The 16314-nt window shown below is 60.4% G+C and carries 15 protein-coding genes and 2 pseudogenes; 6 read left to right on the top strand and 11 right to left on the bottom strand.

Annotated elements, in window-relative coordinates; translation table 11 throughout:
• Positions 1–15 precede the first annotated feature (15 nt).
• The gene (locus DH08_RS24150) at positions 16–1107 is read right to left on the bottom strand and encodes an ABC transporter substrate-binding protein (RefSeq protein ID WP_192181676.1); all 1092 of its coding nucleotides are present in this window, start codon (positions 1105–1107) and stop codon (positions 16–18) included.
• A gap of 2 nt (positions 1108–1109) precedes the next feature.
• On the bottom strand, positions 1110–1790 hold the full coding sequence (locus DH08_RS24155) for a TetR/AcrR family transcriptional regulator (protein WP_192181677.1): 681 nt from the start codon (positions 1788–1790) through the stop codon (positions 1110–1112).
• Between DH08_RS24155 and DH08_RS24160 the strand changes: the two genes are divergently transcribed.
• From DH08_RS24160 to aztC, 4 genes and pseudogenes are all read left to right on the top strand, one after another.
• Entirely contained in the window at positions 1767–3200 is a 1434-nt protein-coding gene (locus tag DH08_RS24160) for a protoporphyrinogen/coproporphyrinogen oxidase (protein WP_192181678.1), read from the top strand. The two genes, DH08_RS24155 and DH08_RS24160, sit on opposite strands and share 24 nt — an antisense overlap.
• A 97-nt stretch (positions 3201–3297) precedes the next feature.
• A pseudogene (locus DH08_RS24165) lies at positions 3298–3489 on the top strand (arginase family protein); the annotation flags it as partial.
• 126 nt (positions 3490–3615) lie between these two features.
• Positions 3616–5115: an AMP-binding protein gene (locus tag DH08_RS24170; protein ID WP_192181679.1), complete on the top strand. Its 1500-nt coding sequence runs from the start codon at positions 3616–3618 to the stop codon at positions 5113–5115.
• Positions 5116–5198: 83 nt separating this feature from the next.
• Positions 5199–6218, top strand: a complete 1020-nt coding sequence (aztC, locus tag DH08_RS24175; protein ID WP_192181680.1) for a zinc ABC transporter substrate-binding protein AztC — start codon at positions 5199–5201, stop codon at positions 6216–6218.
• Between the two features lie 429 nt (positions 6219–6647).
• Here aztC and DH08_RS24180 read toward each other — a convergent pair whose 3' ends face one another.
• Positions 6648–7289, bottom strand: coding sequence for a hypothetical protein (locus DH08_RS24180; protein WP_192181681.1), 642 nt, complete (start codon positions 7287–7289; stop codon positions 6648–6650).
• Between the two features lie 194 nt (positions 7290–7483).
• Here DH08_RS24180 and DH08_RS36595 point away from each other — a divergent pair, with 194 nt between their 5' ends.
• Positions 7484–7741 carry a hypothetical protein gene (locus DH08_RS36595; RefSeq protein ID WP_246800988.1) on the top strand — a complete coding sequence of 86 codons (258 nt, stop codon included), beginning with the start codon at positions 7484–7486 and terminating at the stop codon, positions 7739–7741.
• A gap of 311 nt (positions 7742–8052) precedes the next feature.
• Here DH08_RS36595 and DH08_RS24185 read toward each other — a convergent pair whose 3' ends face one another.
• The 5 genes and pseudogenes from DH08_RS24185 to DH08_RS24200 all read right to left on the bottom strand — a co-directional run.
• Positions 8053–8373 carry a hypothetical protein gene (locus DH08_RS24185; protein ID WP_210328864.1) on the bottom strand — a complete coding sequence of 107 codons (321 nt, stop codon included), beginning with the start codon at positions 8371–8373 and terminating at the stop codon, positions 8053–8055.
• A gap of 15 nt (positions 8374–8388) precedes the next feature.
• Positions 8389–8553, bottom strand: a complete 165-nt coding sequence (locus DH08_RS36600; RefSeq protein WP_246800994.1) for a Mu transposase C-terminal domain-containing protein — start codon at positions 8551–8553, stop codon at positions 8389–8391.
• A gap of 336 nt (positions 8554–8889) precedes the next feature.
• Positions 8890–9684, bottom strand: coding sequence for a helix-turn-helix domain-containing protein (locus tag DH08_RS36605; RefSeq protein WP_246800989.1), 795 nt, complete (start codon positions 9682–9684; stop codon positions 8890–8892).
• A gap of 148 nt (positions 9685–9832) precedes the next feature.
• Entirely contained in the window at positions 9833–10528 is a 696-nt protein-coding gene (locus DH08_RS24195) for an MBL fold metallo-hydrolase (RefSeq protein ID WP_345892446.1), read from the bottom strand.
• Positions 10511–11180: pseudogene (locus DH08_RS24200) on the bottom strand (ABC transporter ATP-binding protein); the annotation flags it as partial. The pseudogene DH08_RS24200 and the gene DH08_RS24195, both read right to left, overlap by 18 nt.
• Between DH08_RS24200 and DH08_RS24205 the strand changes: the two are divergent.
• A complete protein-coding gene (locus tag DH08_RS24205; RefSeq protein WP_192181716.1) occupies positions 11094–11459 on the top strand; it encodes a hypothetical protein in 366 nt (121 codons plus the stop codon). The pseudogene DH08_RS24200 and the gene DH08_RS24205 overlap by 87 nt on opposite strands.
• A gap of 412 nt (positions 11460–11871) precedes the next feature.
• Here the strand turns inward: DH08_RS24205 and DH08_RS24210 are convergent, their stop codons facing one another.
• The 3 genes from DH08_RS24210 to DH08_RS24220 all read right to left on the bottom strand — a co-directional run bounded on the left by DH08_RS24210 (position 11872) and on the right by DH08_RS24220 (position 16280).
• On the bottom strand, positions 11872–13221 hold the full coding sequence (locus DH08_RS24210; RefSeq protein ID WP_192181682.1) for an SLC13 family permease: 1350 nt from the start codon (positions 13219–13221) through the stop codon (positions 11872–11874).
• 108 nt (positions 13222–13329) lie between these two features.
• Positions 13330–14850: a malonate--CoA ligase gene (locus DH08_RS24215; RefSeq protein ID WP_192181683.1), complete on the bottom strand. Its 1521-nt coding sequence runs from the start codon at positions 14848–14850 to the stop codon at positions 13330–13332.
• A 35-nt stretch (positions 14851–14885) separates the two neighbouring features.
• Complete coding sequence (locus tag DH08_RS24220; protein ID WP_192181684.1) at positions 14886–16280, bottom strand: malonyl-CoA decarboxylase; 1395 nt, start codon at positions 16278–16280, stop codon at positions 14886–14888.
• Positions 16281–16314 lie beyond the last annotated feature (34 nt).

The raw sequence follows: 16314 nt of genomic DNA on the forward strand, positions 1-16314 counted from the left end.
GTGTCAGCCCGGTTTTCAGTTCGCGATACCGTCGAACCAGGCAGCGGCGATGGTGTCGTAGTTCTTGGCGTACCAGGCCTCGTCGCGCGCGATCTGTTGTTTGAAGTTCGGTGCGAAACCGGGGTCGAGACGCTTCATCGCATCGGTTTCGAGCGCTTCCGCAGCCGGATTGCCAGGCCCCTGCGCCAGCTTCTCCAGCGCCACGATCTGGCGCTCAGGAATGAGCACGGAGGCGATGAAGCGCTGGGCGTCCTTTCCAGCCGGCGCTCCCTTGGGGATGACATAGGCACCAGGGCAGAACAGCCCCTGGCTCCAAGTCCAGGTGACACGTCCGCCCGTGTCCTTTTCCAGGTTCGCCGCACGGGACGACCAGATGACGCCCATGACCACTTCCTCGTCGATGAACATCTGCTGGCTATCTGCGCCGGAATCCCAATAGACGATGTCGTTTCCGAGCGACTTGGCCTTCTCGAGAGCTATCTTCAGATGTTCTTCCGGAGCGATCGAGTAGATCTCCGAGGGTTTGACGCCCGCCGCGAGAAGACATGGTTCGGTGGCGCCGCACTGATACTTCCAGAGCGTGCGTTTGCCGGGATATTTTGCAGTGTTGAAGAAATCGGTGAAGGTCGGTGGGGCATTGGGGAACTTCGTTTTGTCATAGGCAAGCACGTAGCTGTAGGAATAGGTGTGCACGCCGTACGGGAAGACAAAGCCTGGGCGGATCATCGACCGGTTGACGATCGAGTAATCTATCTCTTCCAGCACGCCGGCTTTTCCAAGCTGCTCGCTCGTGAACCCGTCGCCATCGCATACATCCCAGACGATGTTGCCGGAATCGACCATGGCCTTGATCTTACCGGGCAAGGGAGACGCTCCGTCGACTCGCACCGCGATGCCGGTCTCCTTGGTGAAGGGGTCTCCGTAGGCCACCTTCGTTGCCTCCACCGCGTCTCCTCCGAAGTTGGCGATCGTGAGTTCGTTCGTCTGTGCCCAAGACCGCGAGACGAACGGCATTGCCATCGCGGCGCCGGCGCCGAGCTTGAGGAAATTGCGGCGGCGCATTGCCGTCAGATCGCGCTTGTGCGCCTGCATTGGACTGATGATCATGGTTAGTTCCCCTTGTTTTTGCTTGTCGTCAATTTAGTCGTCTTGTCCGGCCGAGAGTTCGAAGACATCGGCCTTCCTGCTGCACCATCCAGGAATATCCGGATCTGCCGGATGGCCTCGGCCCGCGCGCCTTCGAGGTCGACCTGACCGGTCAGGAAGCGCGACCATTGCTGGTTGCCGATAGCCAGCCCGAGTTCGGCGAGGTCCGAAGCGCTGATCGCATCTCCCAACGTTCCGCGTTCTTGCAGGTTGCCGAAGAGGCGCCGCATCTCATCGAAAAGTTCCGCGTCGAGCTCCGCCACGATGCCACCGAGGCTCGCCGTGGGCGCGGTGTAGCTCGCCGCATACGCTTCGCACCACAGTTCGCGTGAAAGGCCACGCATGGATTCAGTGAAGACGGCCGCGAAAAACCGGTCGATTGCCTGCAGCGGGTTGTCTGGCGGGTTGAAGGCGATCGCAGCCACGACCGTCCGTGTTTCCTTGGAATGCTCGCGTAGGATCTCGAGGAGGAGAGCGGCCTTGTCTCCGAAGTAATTGTAGATGGTCGCGGGAGCGACTTCCGCGCGTGCGGCAATGGCCTCCACCTTTGCCTCGTTGAAGCCGACGGAGCGGAACTCCTCGCCCGCAGCGGCGAGGATGGCGCTGATGCGCTTTTCTTTTTGCTTGACCCGGAGCGTACTCATAGAGTTAACTCTAAAAAAGAATGGTCACTATTGCAAGAGCGAATTTTAACAACAAGGCGCGCGGAGAAAAGCATGAAGGTTATGGTTATCGGAGCCGGGATCGCCGGACTGGCGGCGACTTGGCGTCTACGGGAGCGGGGCGTCGAGGTCGTCCTCGTTGAGCGCGAGGCGGAAGTCGGTGGCCGCTGCCGCACCCATTTCTGGCAGGATGGGTGGCGCGTACGGGGGGCATTCGCATTCGTCGGATCGGAACAGAATCTCATCGAGCAGAGCAAGGCGCTCGGCATCTACAAGCCGGAAGCCCTGGCCAATCTGACCAAGGCGCATGAGCAGTATCTGCTCCATCGGGACAAGGGTATCGTACGGCAGCCGTCCTTTTCCCCTGCGGACATCCTGAAAAGCCCGCTCCTGTCGCTCGGCGAGAAGGCGGCGCTCGCGCGGATGTTGCCTTCGGTCGGCAAGCAGATGGGGCGCAACGATCCGCGCGACCTGACATCCGCGGCGAGCCTCGACACAGAAAGCGCCTATGACTACATGAATCGGCTCTCCCCGAACTTCGCCAACTATATTCTCGAGCCCACGATGCAGATGTTCTGCGGCTATGAGAAGGACGACTATTCGGTCGCGTGGCTGATGTGGCTGATGGCCGGCTTCCCGTGGAGCGGTAACTGGTGGTCGTTCAAGGAACGCGGCGTTGGCATGCTGACCTATGCCATGGGTCAGCATTTCGCGAAGGACACTGGATGTGAAATTCATCTCGGCGCGGAAGTCCGGGAGGTCGTCCAGACTGGCGACGGGATGCGGACGACCGTCCTGAAGAATGGACGGCAGTCGGTCCTGCAGGCGGATGCCGTCGTCTTCGCCGTTCCGGCACCGTTGGTGCCGAAGATGATGCCGAAGTTGGAGACGGCGCGCCGCGAGTTCCTCGCTAGCGTTGGCTATGTCGGTCATCACATCGTTCACTACCTCTTCAGGTCCAAGGCGCGGGATCTGCCACCTTCGCTGCTGCTGCCAACCAGGGATGGTTTCACGCGCGTTTCCAACCTGCATTTTTGGGAACGCGGCGAGGATCTCTTCCTCGCCAGCGGAGAACTCAAGGGAGCCTTCTGCGCAGAAACGCTTGGACAGGACGAGGATGTCATCCTCGATCTTGCATGGAAGGACTACGCCGCGGCTACCCCGGCGGTCGCGGATGCTGAGTTCGTAGACCGGCATCTCCAGCGCAACGATCTGGCGATCTGCCGCCGCGAGACTGGCTTCGTCAAACGGCTGGCCGATTTCCGCAGCATGCCGGATCTGCCCGGCATCGCCTTTGCGGGTGACTACATGATCAACAGCACCGTCGGGCAGGCGCATTGGTCCGGCCTAGAGGCCGCGGATCGTATCGTCGCTCACCGGATCGCCGCTTAGCACCCGAATGTCCCTCTTCGACGACAGGAAGGGAAACTCCATGGCCGAAACATCACGCCTTGAAACGCTTCGGCGGAAATATGGTGAGGCCCATGGCGGCGAGCTGACAACGCGCGAAGGGCTGGAGCTTGTCCGAGGAATGAAGGGCACAAATCTTGTCGGCGGCGACGTGGTGGAGGTCGCTCCGCAGTACGACGCCTCCACCAACACGGCTCAGGCGGGAGCACAGATGCTCTTCGAGGTCCTGAGCCTGATGGTCCTTAGCCCTAGCCTGACAACGCGGGCCTGACTGCGGAGGACGCGATGTGGAGGTAGCCGTTATGCGCGTCTCGGTTCGGACAATACGCGACGGACGAACGGCGAAGCATCGCGAGAATATGTTGGAAATGGAACGTACCGGGAGGAGATTGTCACCATGTGGTCGCCAGTGATGTCCACACTAGCAGCGGAAGCGGCGCGGCGGTTCGGCGATGCAATCGCCGTGGCTTTGCCCGGCGCGGAAAGCCTTAGCTTTCGTGAGATTGACGCCCGTGCAGGCCGCTGCGCAGGCGGATTGTCTCAACTGGGTATCGCGGCCGGCGATCGCGTTGTCCTTCATCTCGCCAATGGCTGGGAATGGATCGTCGCCTATCACGCCCTCGCGCGTATCGGCGCAGTGGTCGTACCTGCCAACATCATGCTGACGGGCGATGAGGTCGGATACATGGCGAATGATTCCGGTGCGAAGGCGCTGATCGCGCCGCTCGACCGGGCTGCGAAAATCTCCCGCCCGTCCGGCGCGCAGGCCATTACGCCCGGCGGAGGGGATATTGATTTCGCCGACGTGCTGAAGGGCAGTTACAACGATCCTGCCTCGTGCGAGCCTGCGGATCTGTTCACTATTGGCTATACCTCGGGCACAACCGGCCGTCCCAAGGGTGCGATGCTGAGCCATGGCAACGTCTTCGCCAGCATGGCGCTGACGGCGACCATCCATGTCCGCCACCGCAGCGACGTGGTGCTGTCGGCACTGCCGTTGCCGCATGTCTACGGCAACATCGTGATGAACGCCGCGTTCCAGAGCGGGATGCGCCTCGTAGTCCTGCCGCGCTTCGACGCCGGCGAGGTCATGCGCCTGATCGCCGAAGAACAGGTCACGCTTTTCGAGGGCGTGCCCACCATGTACTACCAGATGCTCGCCCATCCAGACATCGCCACGGCCGATCTGTCGAGCCTGACCCGGTGTACCGTGGGCGGGCAGACCATGCCGACGGCGAAGATGGAGGCGGTGGTCCGCCGCTTCAATTGTCCCCTGTTGGAACTGTGGGGCATGACAGAGGTGGCGGGTCCTGCGACCAGTCATTCGCCGTTCTGGCCGCCTCGGGCCGGTTCGATCGGCCTACCTTTCCCTGGTGTTGAAGCGCGCATCGCCGATCTCGATCAGCCGAAGCGGAATGCGCTACGGGGCGAGCCGGGCGAACTGATGGTCCGCGGTCCGCTGGTTATGCGGGGCTACTGGAACAACGAGGCCGCGACGGCACAAACCATCGACGCAGACTGCTGGCTCGCCACTGGTGACATCGCCCATATGGACGAGGACGGCTACATCTTCGTCGTCGACCGCAAGAAGGACATGATCATAACCGCCGGCTACAACGTTTACCCGGCCGAGTTGGAACAGGTCGTCGCCATGCATCCGGCGGTCTCCATGGTCGCTGTGGCTGGCGTGCCAGATGAGGAGAAGGGCGAGATCGCAAAAGCGTTCGTCGTGCTGCACGCCGGCGCGAAGCTCAGCGAGGGGGACCTCCTGGACCACTGCCGGAAGTACATCGCCGCCTACAAAGCCCCACGCCTTGTCGCCTTCGTTCCGGATCTGCCGAAAACCAGCACCGGCAAGATCCTGCGCCGCAGCCTTAGGGAGCAATCCCACAACTAATCTGGCCAAACGGCCTGATGGAGGAGAAGAAGGGCAAAGGACTTAGCAGGACATCGCAGACTAAAGGAACGAATGTCGATCGAATGTCCAGAATGCTGAAGCTTGCCGCCGCCGTGAGCGTCATAACGTTGTTTCCCGCTGCCCTTGCCACCGCCTCGGCCGAGAATCTGAAGGTCGTCGCCAGCTTCTCGATCATCGCCGACTTCGCCAAAAATGTCGGCGGCGATCGCGTGACGATCACCACGCTGGTCGGGCCGAACGGCGACGCCCATGTCTATGAACCGAAGCCCGCTGACGCGGCTGCGTTCGGCGCCGCCGATGTGGTACTGGTCAACGGTCTCCAGTTCGAGGGCTTTTTGCAGCGTCTCGTGGAAGCGAGCGGCACCAAGGCGCCGATTGTGGAACTGACGAAGGGTGGCGAGGTGTTGAAGAACGCCGAGGAAGAGCATCACCACGATGAAGCCGCTGAAGGCGAGCAGAAGCATGAGCATGAAGCGGCTGAAGCGGAACCCGATCAGCACGCCGAGGAGGGCCACGAGCAGGCTAACGAAGAAGCTCACCATGACCATGGTGAATTCGATCCGCATGCCTGGCAGTCGGTCCACAATGCCGAGACCTATGTGAAGAACATCGCCGACGCTTTCTGCGCCGCTGATGCAGCCGGCTGTGACACCTACAAGGCCAATGCCGAGGCCTATGGCGAGAAGCTCGAGGCGCTCGAAGCGGAGATCAAGTCGGCCGTAGCCGAGATCCCCGAAGACAAGCGCGTCATCATCACCTCGCACGATGCCTTCAAATATTTCGAGCACGAATACGGCCTGAAGTTCCTCGCGCCGGAAGGCGTCTCCACGGAATCGGAAGCCTCGGCAGCAGACGTCGCTGCCCTGATCAAGCAGATCAAGGAAGACAAGGCCTCGGCGATCTTCGTCGAAAGCATCAGTAATCCGCGCCTGATCGAGCAGATCGCCAGCGAGACGGGCCTGAAAGTGGGCGGTGAACTCTATTCCGATGCGCTGTCGGACGAGGGCGGTCCGGCTTCGACGTATATCGACATGATCAAGCACAATGTGAGCACGATCAAAGGCGCTATCCTCGGAAGCTGAGCATCCAGGACGTCCCGAAGAGGCGGAGCAATCCGCCTTTTATTTGGGTTTGCCACGTTATGTAATAACATGTTCGATGGCCCGCCCTCGCAGATGTTGAACGCCAAAAGTTCGGTCACCGGACCTTTCATGGCACGGTATCTGGACGCTGCGGACGGATCTGCAGCCGGGATCACACCTGACGGTTGAGTCGCTGCCGCTACCTGCGTCCGACCAGCTCCGATGTTGCCCACCCTGGAAATTCCGTTCGATCGCCAGTGGCGATCTCGATTCCGAAAGGGCCCGCCATTGCGACCAGCCTGCGGGCGAGATGGTCATTGCATCATCAACGTCTAAACTCAGGATGCCCCATGCTTGGAATTGTTCGGTATTTGACCCACCGCAGGTTCGCCGGCCGCGTTTCAGATAAACACCACATTCACCACCCGCTCAAAGAACGCTCTTTTCAGAACCATAAGGTTTGGCAATGCGGACCATGCCTTTGGTCCGAAGGCGCTGATGTAAATAGAAAAGCGTCATCAACCCGGTCGTTGTTCCAGCACCAAGACACAGCGCGAGCATTAAGTCTGCACCGACACGTAACGCAAGCAGAGTAACGCCCGCCGCAGCGACGAGAGCATTTACGAATGCGATCATAGTCGCGGCAGTAGTCAGGTATGCCAGGAGTGGCCCAGTACGAAGCGACGGTTCGGCGTCGTTTTCAGGCCAGCGACCGAATTCTTTGGAAAACTGAAAGGCAGCTTCGTCGTCCAAAGTTCGATAATAGGCTCTGATCCGGGCAATTCCGATATGGGCCTGCATGTTCTCAGCGGCGATGTCGACCAACCTTAAGACGGTAAAGGTACCCAGCAAAAAGATCGATGGCAGCACAACCGCGACAAACGGCAGGAAGAATTCAGAGGACTGCGTAACAAAGCCTGTCGCCACCAGAGCGCTCGACAGAGACATGATGTAGATGCTCGTTCGCGACGCCATTTCGCTTATGGATGTGCTGATTGCTGTTTGCTGCACGAAATGTTCTGTCGTGAGGGCAGTGAGAAGCGCAGTGTTGAGTGTCGGCGTGTCAGCCATGGAATATATTCCCTATCAATTGCCCTGGATCAGTTACGGTCTCGTTTGACTTTGCCAGTGGCGCCGCCTCCGCTATAAGCCATTGCCCGTACGCCGCCATACAGTTGCTGGCCGACCTTTGATACCCGAATGGTTTGCGCTTAAGGCAAGGCATCATTTTGGGGGCGGAAGGAGTTGCGCTGGGTTGCGCGGGCATGGCTGAGTTTGCCTCCGCCCTCAAGCGCAAGCACGATATTCCCGTGGTGGACGGAGTCGGCGCTGCAGTCGGTCTTGCGAAGACCCTGATACGTTGCGGTCTCGTGCTTTCCAAACTGGCGTGTGGGCCATGCCGGCGCGCGCAAAGGAATTGGACAGGTTCTAATGACCCGGAACGATACGGAAAGACTTCTGATTTCGGCCCACGAAAAGAGAACGAAATCACCGTCGTGCCAAATCCTCGGAGTTCACCATGACCATTGATTTTGCAACGAAACAATGCGCTATTGGAGCGGAGACGGTACTTTTCGAGACGACTTGGGCGCGCGGTCGAACGCCGCAAAGTGCAAAAACGCCCGATTGTCCCCGATAGTTGTTGAAACCTCAAAATATTTTTTGCGGCGCTTTTCCCTTTAAAATCAAAAGCGTAACTTTTTGACGGATCATGCGTCGGCTTTCAATGCCGCAAGCAAGAAAAACCTAGCTAAATCAATGGCCTAGCTAGGTTAAAAACAATTGAATGGAGTAGGCGGAAGCACTGCGAAATTCGGCGAAACGGCCATTTTAGCTAGGTCGGCAGCGCGAATTCACTGGCGAGTTCGATGGCACGGCCTTCGCGGGCCGATGTTTGAGCAGCGAGGCCCATGACGACGGCCCACCAGCCGTCTTGCAGCGTCACCTCCACCTTGCCTTGTCCGCGCACCGCAGCAGTGAAGCGGGCATGCTCGAAATAGGTCGAGCCGTTGTGGTCGCCTGCCTCGAGGCAGGGTCGATCGGGACTTCCAGTATCCGCGGTCCCGGCGGATTGCGCGGACTGACGATGATCTGCGGCAACGGGGCGACGCCCAGGTGCCGCGGCCAGAAGCGACCCGGTCCGGGCACAAGGCATTCGATCTTTCCATTACTACCGACGGCGCAAAGTTCCTCCTGGTAGCGGCTGCCCTCGGCGAACATGCACAGTTCTATCGGCGGCCAGGGCGGGAGACCAGTAGCGGATGTTGAAAAGATGGATGCCGGTCGGGCGCAACGTTCTCTCTGCCTCCGGTAGGAAGGAGATCCAGAATTGCATACGATCGTTCGGCAGGCGCAATACCAACTCGCTCTCCTGCTGCCGCCAGACCGCAATCGGTGGCCGACGGAGTGCACCATGGATAGATGATGGTATTGCCCAACGATCTCGAGTGCGATGTAGCGCTCAAGCTCTCGAAGCGTCAGTGTCGCATGGCGTTTGGCATCGTACTCGCGCCGTTCCTCGATGTTGCTCGAGGTCGATCCTGGCAGCAGGCGAACCGCGCCCATCTGCGTGCCAATCAACCGTTCGATGTGGCCGCCGAAATGGGGCGTCCCCGGCGGACGCCAATCGATCTGTATGCCGTTGTCCCGGCAAGCACGTTCGAATGCATGACTACGAAAATCCGCGCCGTTGTCGACATGTATCGTTCCCGGCAAACCGGCCACGCTTCATGGATACCCCTCTCCTGCAACCATGGGGTCTTGTCGAACACGGAGTGCAGTATGCATAGGCTTGTCGATAGTCGCGAGGGCGCTCCATGGTCAGATAGAGGCCCGTCACCATCCGAGAAAAGATGTCCAACGCTAGTGTCAGCCAAGGCCGTCCGAGCGGCTGACGCGTGTCTTCGTCGACAACGAATACGTCAACTTTGGTATGATCGATTTGAACAAGCTCAAGCGGCCGCGACGCCGAAAGGGCACCTGGCGTGGCCGTTGTAGCTTTGATGACCTCGCTCTCGCCGCGCTTACGCCCCCTCACCCGTAGATCGACCTCTTCAACCCGGGATTTGATAGTGCGCCAGTTTGGTGGAGCAAGGCCGGCCGCTGCGCAGGCGATTTGGACCTGGCGAACCAGCTGCGCGAAGGACGGGCGTGTCGGCTTGAGATAAAAGCCTTCAATCGTTCGTCGCACGAGGGCTTCTCGATCTTTGTTGAGGGCGCGATGTCCCTGGCGCCGACCGCGCTTTCGGTCCATCAGTGAACTTACAGTGCCACCCGCTCGAAACAGCCTGATCATCCTGTAGAGAGTGGCCCGGCTGAGGTCCAGTTCCCACGCCAGATCCGCTACAGCCTGCCCACTCAGACCTTTTGGATAGCGCTCCACGAGCTTGCGGATTGCCTCTTCGCGCCGGCACGCCTCGTTCCAACGCGCTCGGTCTCCGTAATCATCATTGGTGTCGTCGCCCATGCCGCCTGCGAACAATTCAAGCTAACGTTATACCGTCAGAATCTCACAATAACTGCAGCGGGCCAAGCGCGAATCTCAAATCAAATGCAAATTCTCAATTTAAGTACAAGGCTAAGGGCTTGATATCATTAGGCGAGAAGTCTCACCTTTAATTACAGCGCGACACGCCCTTTGCCGCCAGCCAGATAGCCGTGTTCTCGGGAGATTCGCCCGGCGTATGGATAAGCTGCATCTCGGCGCCCGCCACCTCAATCGTCAAGCTCTCGCCGCTGAAGGTGCGCGTCGGCGGCAGGTAGCCTTCCCGCGTGTGCGGCGTCACCCGACCGTATTCGATTTGGGTGCCGGCATTGATGAACAGTTCGTCGGGCAGCTTTGTGCCAAATGCATCGCCGCCGTCGCGCTGGCCTCTGCCGAGCTCTGGACCGGCTTCCACCAGCGTCTGGTGACTATAGATTTCGGGGTTGTCATTTCCGGAAAACACATTCGCGCCGCCGGAATGGTCGGGGTGATTGTGCGTGTAGAGAATTGCTCGCACGGGCCGCACCAGGCGATCCCCGAATGCACCTATGATGGCCTTCGCGTCGACAGGGTTTGCGGACGTATCGACAATGATCGAGCCATTGTCGCCCTGGATAAGCGTGACATTGCTCGCCGAATAGCCGACGGCCGCAAAGACGCCGTCGGTGATTTGAATGACTTCCTTCCGGAACTCGGCGGAACTCGCGCGGAGTTGCTCACGGCCGGCAAAATCGTCTGCGTAGGCGGGCGCCGATTGATCTAGAGCCGATCCAACCACCATAGCTAATCCTCGCACCTCCACCATAAATACTCCGCCGCTGACCATGATGGCGACATGGTTCGACACGGCGGTCGCCACGCCGATGTTCTGCTCGATTACCAGTACCGCCATCTCGCCTTCGGCGGCAAGGTTGACCAGCATCTGCTCGACCTGGTCGACGATGATCGGCGCCGGGCCCTCGGTCGGCTCGTCCATGACCAGCCAGCTTCGGGTCGCTAAGCAGCGCGCGCGAAATCGCCAGCATCTGCTGTTCGCCACCCGACAGCTGCGAGCCGCCATTGGTGCGGCGTTCCGCCAGGCGCGGAAAGGTCTGGTAGACGCGCTCGACGGTCCAGCTGGCATCGCGCCGATTGCCGGCGGCAAGCCGCAAATGCTCGTCGACCGTCAGGCTCGGCCAGACGCGGCGCCCTTGCGGGACGTAGCCGACGCCGAGTCGGTGGATCTCGTGTGGCTCGAGTGCTGATATCTCGCGACCATCCACGCGGATCGAGCCGGAGCGTGCTCGCTTCAAGCCGACGATGGTGTTGCAGAGCGTCGACTTGCCCATGCCGTTGCGGCCGACCACCGAAAGCACGCCGCTCTCCAGCGTCAGCGAAACACCCTGCAGGGCATGGCTTTCGTCGTAGAAGACCTGCAGGTCGTCTATCCTGAGGATGGCCTTGGTCGGTTTATCGGAAGAGGCTGGGCGCTCAGCCATGCTTGCCCCCGAGATAGTTTTCCTGGACCTCGGATCGGCTTCGATCTCTTGCGGCGTGCCTTCCTTGAACAGGCGGCCATTGTGCATCATCGAGACATACTCCGACACACGCAGCGCGACATCGAGATCGTGTTCGATGATGATGTAGCCGATATGCTTGGGCAGCGCGTTGAGGATGGCGACGAGGTCGCGGCGCTCGGTCGGCGAAAGTCCTGCCGCCGGCTCGTCGAACAGGATGAAGCGCGGTGCGCCTGTCTGGAAACGCGCCGGACCCTATGACCTACTCCCAGGGCTGCCGACTGATCGCATGAACGAGGCGGTCGTGCAGTTCGTGCATGAGCGGCGGTCAACTGGCCACTCTACGATCCGGCGAGGCGGACGACCGCTCTGATCGGCGAACGGCTTGTGCTGTCGGAAGACCCCGGCAGGATAATGTTCGGGTTGCTCGACGGGCAGGACGCATCAGTCGACAAGGCACGAAACGGCGGCGAAAGGTGCTGCCATGACGGGTCGGAATCGCCTTGCGCGCAACCGAACGCCCGGGTGCAGCGTGTTGGCGCCGCGACAGTTCGCTTGACGAATATGACCCGCGCGGAGGGCTGCAGGAGCGCGGTCCTGAGACAGTCCAGCCGCCGCTCCAATAAAAGGCGGCGGCTCGACCTGGGTGATTCAGCTGGGAATCGTGGCTTACTCAGACCAGTCCTGAGACCACGAAGACCAGCCAGGCGATGACAGGTCCGATGATGGCGATGAGCGCGCTGTAGATCAGCAATGTCCGCAACACGCTGTCGCGCTCGGATTCTTGCGCGTTGGCGACGACAATGGCGCCGTTTGTGGAGAACGGGCTGGTGTCGACGATGGTCGTTGAAATGGCGATTGCCGCAACGACGCCGATGGCGCTGATGTGGCCCTGCAGCAAGAACGGAACGGCGAGCGGAATGATGGCGCCGAGCAAGGCGGTGGACGAGGCGAACGCCGATACGATCGCGCCGGTGAAGCAGAGGAGGAGTGCAACCAGCAGCGGCATACCGAGGCTGGAGATGCCTTTCGCGACGTAGTCGATCGTACCGATCTTCTCCATGAGGCCGACATAGGTGATGATGCCGGCGATCAGCAGCACTGTCGACCAGCTGACCTTGTCGATCGCTGCCTTCTGGGTCTTCGGTGAGAGGAGCGCGAGGGCGACGGCCACCGTGATCGCCACCAGCCCGACATTGAATTTGAAGACGAGTGCGCCGACCGCGAGCGCCGTAAGGCCAATCAAAGTCGTCAACCTTTCCGTAGTTAGACTGGAAAGCGCCGACACATTTTTCGTCTGCTCCTCAAAGACGCGATGGCTGATCGGCACAGCCGGCGTGCCGCCGTGGCCGATGATTGGCTGCGTCACGCCCTCAGGGTGGAGGTCGGGCAGTGGGCCTAATACGATCGAATGCTTACGCAACACCTTCGAGCCGCCGAAGACGAAGAAGACGAGGACGGCGATGGCCAGGTTGAAGAAGAAGCTGGAGAGGAACAGTGACGTCGGTGCGAACGGCAACCCCGCCTTCTCGACGATCTGGTTGGTGATGCCACCATAGACGCTGATCGGAGAAAAGCCCCCCGCCTGTGCACCGTGAATAACCATCAATCCCATCATGACCGGATTGATGCGATACTGGAACGCAAAACCCAGCGCCACCGGGGCCAAGATGGCGACGGCTGCAGGTCCGAGCGCACCGAAGCCGGTGATGACAGCGGCGACCAGGAACATGACCCAGGGAATCCACGCCACATGTCCGCGCACCAGTTTGACTGCGCCCTCGACCAGCCAATCGATGGTGCCATTGATCTGGGCGATGGCGAACAGATAGGTAATGCCGACCAATGTCAGGAAGAGGTCGCTCGGGAAGCCGGCGAATATTTCCGCCGGCTTCATAGCCATGATGAGCGAGCCGACCACAAAGGCGCAGGCGAAGGCGAGTGCGCCCATATTGATCGGCTGGATGGTTGCGATCACGAACATGCCAACCAGCAGGGCGATCGACAGAATCTGTATGTTCATAGCTTCCTCCCTCGGGAACCGCATTCAGGCGCCCGTTCTCATTTCCATCGGTTAGTAGATCGGCCTGCATCGGTCTCGCTCCCAAGCACCAACGCGGGTCGTGGCCTCCTATGAGGCGGGCATGTAAAGGTCGCTGTACCGGTCGCGCAGAAGGTTCTTCTGCACCTTTCCCATGGTGTTGCGCGGAAGGTCCTCGACGAAGATGACCCGTTTCGGCTGCTTGTAGCGCGCGAGGCGGGCGTGCAGCGCGTTGAGCACGGCCTTTTCGTCCAGCCTGGCGCCGGGCTCGAGGACCACTATCGCCGTCACGCCCTCACCGAAGTCGGGGTGCGCAACGCCGATCACCGCGCTCTCGGCGACGCCGCCGAGCTGGTCGATCTCGTTCTCGACCTCCTTCGGATAGATGTTGTAGCCGCCGGAAATCACCAGGTCCTTGCCGCGTCCGACGATATGGACATAGCCCGCCTCATCGATCTTGCCGAGGTCGCCGCTGATGAAATGACCGTCCCTGCTGAACTCCGCCGCCGTCTTTTCCGGCATCCGCCAGTAGCCTTTGAAAACGTTCGGGCCCTTGATCTCGATCATGCCGGTTTCGCCTGGTCCAAGCGCCTCGCCCGTGGCTGGATCGGTGACCCTCACCGACACGCCTGGGAGTGGAAGGCCGACTGTCCCGGCCCTTCGCTCGCCTTCATAAGGGTTTGAGGTATTCATGTTGGTCTCGGTCATCCCGTAGCGCTCGAGGATGGCGTGACCGGTGCGCTGCTCGAATGCGGCGTGTGTTTCGGCAAGCAGCGGCGCCGAGCCTGATATGAAAAGCCGCATATTGGCAACGGCGTCACGGTTAAGGCCCTCGTGCTGAAGCAGCCGCACATAGAACGTCGGCACGCCCATCATCAGCGTCGCGCGCGACATCAGAGGAAGGATTTCTTCCGGCTCGAACTTTGGCAGCAGAAACATCGAGGCGCCCGCGATGAGCGTGATATTAGTCGCCACGAAGAGCCCATGCGTGTGAAAGATCGGCAGCGCGTGGATCAGCCGGTCGGCTGTCGTCACGCACCAGCACTCGCGCAACGCAAGCGCATTGGACAACAGGTTGTCGTGCGTCAGCATTGCGCCCTTGGAACGGCCGGTGGTCCCCGATGTGTAGAGGATCGCAGCGAGATCGTCAGGCGCGCGCGCGGCGTCGAAGAAGTCGACAGACTCCTCCCTTGCCAGCTCCATCAGCGATCCGGCGCCGTCGGCATCGAGTGTTTCGACGATTGCGCCGTGGCGATGTGCGATCTTTTCGACTTCAGCCCGAGCCCTTGATGAGACGACGACGAGCCGCGGTTCGGCGTCACCGATAAAATAATCGAGTTCGGCCAACGTGTAAGCGGTGTTCAACGGCAAATAGACCGCCCCGCAACGCACGCATGCAAGGTAGAGCATCAGAGCCAGCGGGCTCTTGTCCACCTGGACTGCGACTCGGTCGCCAGGGCGAACACCAAGCACGTCGACCGCGCTGGCGATCTGTCCGGAGAGCCGCAGCGCATCTCCATAGGTCCAATGCCGACCATCGATGGTCTCGATGAAAATGGACTCGCCTGACTTGGCGGATGCTCGCATGGCGTCGAACAGGTGATTGCTCATTGAACTCCTCCCAATTGCTTATTAGGTCCTTCTGCCTAGGTTTTCTGCCTTTTGGTACGGCGTCGACGAACCGGGGCGCCGAGACTGACGTCGGCCGAATCGGTTTCCGCCAGTTTCTTCACCTCCGGCGAGGCCGCGACCTCGCCATGTTGCGCCAAGGCTTCATGGTTCGCTTCGATGTCGTCCAACTTGTAAAGGTAGTTGACCATCAAGCCGTGGGACTGCCGCATCGCCTTGGCGGAGTGATCGGCGAGGAAGTTCAACCGTTCGAGGCGAGCGCCGTTGCCCAAATGAAAACGCGCCACAGGATCGACCGGCCGTCTGCCGGCGGCACGTTCCTTCACGAAATAGCGTGCAGCGAGCGGGAGGAGTACACCTTCGACGGCCCGCGCCTTCTGTGGATCATCCGCCCAACTCGGATCGTCCAGCAGGTCGAGCGTCTTGATCGCCTGGTCACCGAGGCGCGAATCCGTCGCCTTGCGCAGTTTTGCCAGCCAGCCGGCGAAAGCAGGAGCCGGCGACAGCGTCACGAAGGTCTTCAGACTTGGAAGCTCGCGGCGCAAATCCTCCACCACCTGCTTGATGAGAAAATTCCCGAAAGAGATGCCGCGCAGTCCGTCCTGGCAGTTGGAAATCGAATAGAAGACAGCGGTGGTGGCCTCCTGGGCCGTGATCGGGGAACGGTTTTCGTCGAGCACATCCTCGATGGCGGAGGGAAGCGCCTTGGTCAGCGCAACCTCAACGAAGATCAGCGGATCGTCTGCGAGACGCGGGTGGAAAAACGCAAAGCACCTGCGGTCAGGTGGAGCTAGTCTCCGCCGCAGTTCCTCCCAGCCGGCGATCTCATGCACAGCCTCGTATCTGATGATCTTCTCCAGGATATCGGCTGGCGTCGACCAGTCGATCGGACGCAGGGTCAGGAAACCGCGATTGAACCAGGAGCTGAACAGGTGGGCGAAGTCGGCATCGACGGCACGAAACTGCTCCGTCGCATCCTTCATGGCTAACAGGCGCTCGCGCATCTCCACCAGTCTTGCCGTACCTTTGGGGGCCAGGTTGAGCCTGCGCACGAGTTCCTGGCGACGCGGCTCGGCGGCTTGATGCAGTTCGATGACGGCATCCGAACTCCTGTCGCTGCGGTAGCGCTCGATGGCTTTGTCAAGCTTGGCGATGTCTGGGCCGAACTGTTCGTGCAGCATACGCACGAAGTCTTGCTGACCGGCCGCGTCCAGTTGCGCCCAGCGCTGATGGATCTCGGCGGCCAATGCCATGCCCGAGGCTTCGCCCCGGCTCGACAGCAGCATGTCGCAGAGTTTTTCGATATTGGTCTCAGCTTGGACCGGCCCGCTGCGCGCGCCTACCGCAAGCAGCCTACGGCCGCGATCGGTGATGCTTTGCACCATATCGCTGAAGAACGAGATGCCTTCCATGTCGGAGTCCCTCCTGGCAACGTCGAATCGGCGC

The organism is Mesorhizobium amorphae (genome assembly GCF_014843845.1).
GTDB classification, from domain to species: domain Bacteria; phylum Pseudomonadota; class Alphaproteobacteria; order Rhizobiales; family Rhizobiaceae; genus Mesorhizobium; species Mesorhizobium amorphae_A.

What these genes read in the sequence shown, in the direction of transcription:
- DH08_RS24150 (WP_192181676.1), bottom strand. Translation starts at nt 1,107, where the DNA reads ATGATCATCAGTCCAATGCAGGCGCACAAGCGCGATCTGACGGCAATG.
- DH08_RS24155 (WP_192181677.1), bottom strand. Translation starts at nt 1,790, where the DNA reads ATGAGTACGCTCCGGGTCAAGCAAAAAGAAAAGCGCATCAGCGCCATC.
- DH08_RS24170 (WP_192181679.1), top strand. Translation starts at nt 3,616, where the DNA reads ATGTGGTCGCCAGTGATGTCCACACTAGCAGCGGAAGCGGCGCGGCGG.
- aztC (WP_192181680.1), top strand. Translation starts at nt 5,199, where the DNA reads ATGTCCAGAATGCTGAAGCTTGCCGCCGCCGTGAGCGTCATAACGTTG.
- DH08_RS24180 (WP_192181681.1), bottom strand. Translation starts at nt 7,289, where the DNA reads ATGGCTGACACGCCGACACTCAACACTGCGCTTCTCACTGCCCTCACG.
- DH08_RS36595 (WP_246800988.1), top strand. Translation starts at nt 7,484, where the DNA reads ATGGCTGAGTTTGCCTCCGCCCTCAAGCGCAAGCACGATATTCCCGTG.
- DH08_RS24185 (WP_210328864.1), bottom strand. Translation starts at nt 8,373, where the DNA reads ATGCCTTGTGCCCGGACCGGGTCGCTTCTGGCCGCGGCACCTGGGCGT.
- DH08_RS36600 (WP_246800994.1), bottom strand. Translation starts at nt 8,553, where the DNA reads ATGCAATTCTGGATCTCCTTCCTACCGGAGGCAGAGAGAACGTTGCGC.
- DH08_RS36605 (WP_246800989.1), bottom strand. Translation starts at nt 9,684, where the DNA reads ATGGGCGACGACACCAATGATGATTACGGAGACCGAGCGCGTTGGAAC.
- DH08_RS24195 (WP_345892446.1), bottom strand. Translation starts at nt 10,528, where the DNA reads ATGGTCAGCGGCGGAGTATTTATGGTGGAGGTGCGAGGATTAGCTATG.
- DH08_RS24205 (WP_192181716.1), top strand. Translation starts at nt 11,094, where the DNA reads ATGGCTTTCGTCGTAGAAGACCTGCAGGTCGTCTATCCTGAGGATGGC.
- DH08_RS24210 (WP_192181682.1), bottom strand. Translation starts at nt 13,221, where the DNA reads ATGAACATACAGATTCTGTCGATCGCCCTGCTGGTTGGCATGTTCGTG.
- DH08_RS24215 (WP_192181683.1), bottom strand. Translation starts at nt 14,850, where the DNA reads ATGAGCAATCACCTGTTCGACGCCATGCGAGCATCCGCCAAGTCAGGC.
- DH08_RS24220 (WP_192181684.1), bottom strand. Translation starts at nt 16,280, where the DNA reads ATGGAAGGCATCTCGTTCTTCAGCGATATGGTGCAAAGCATCACCGAT.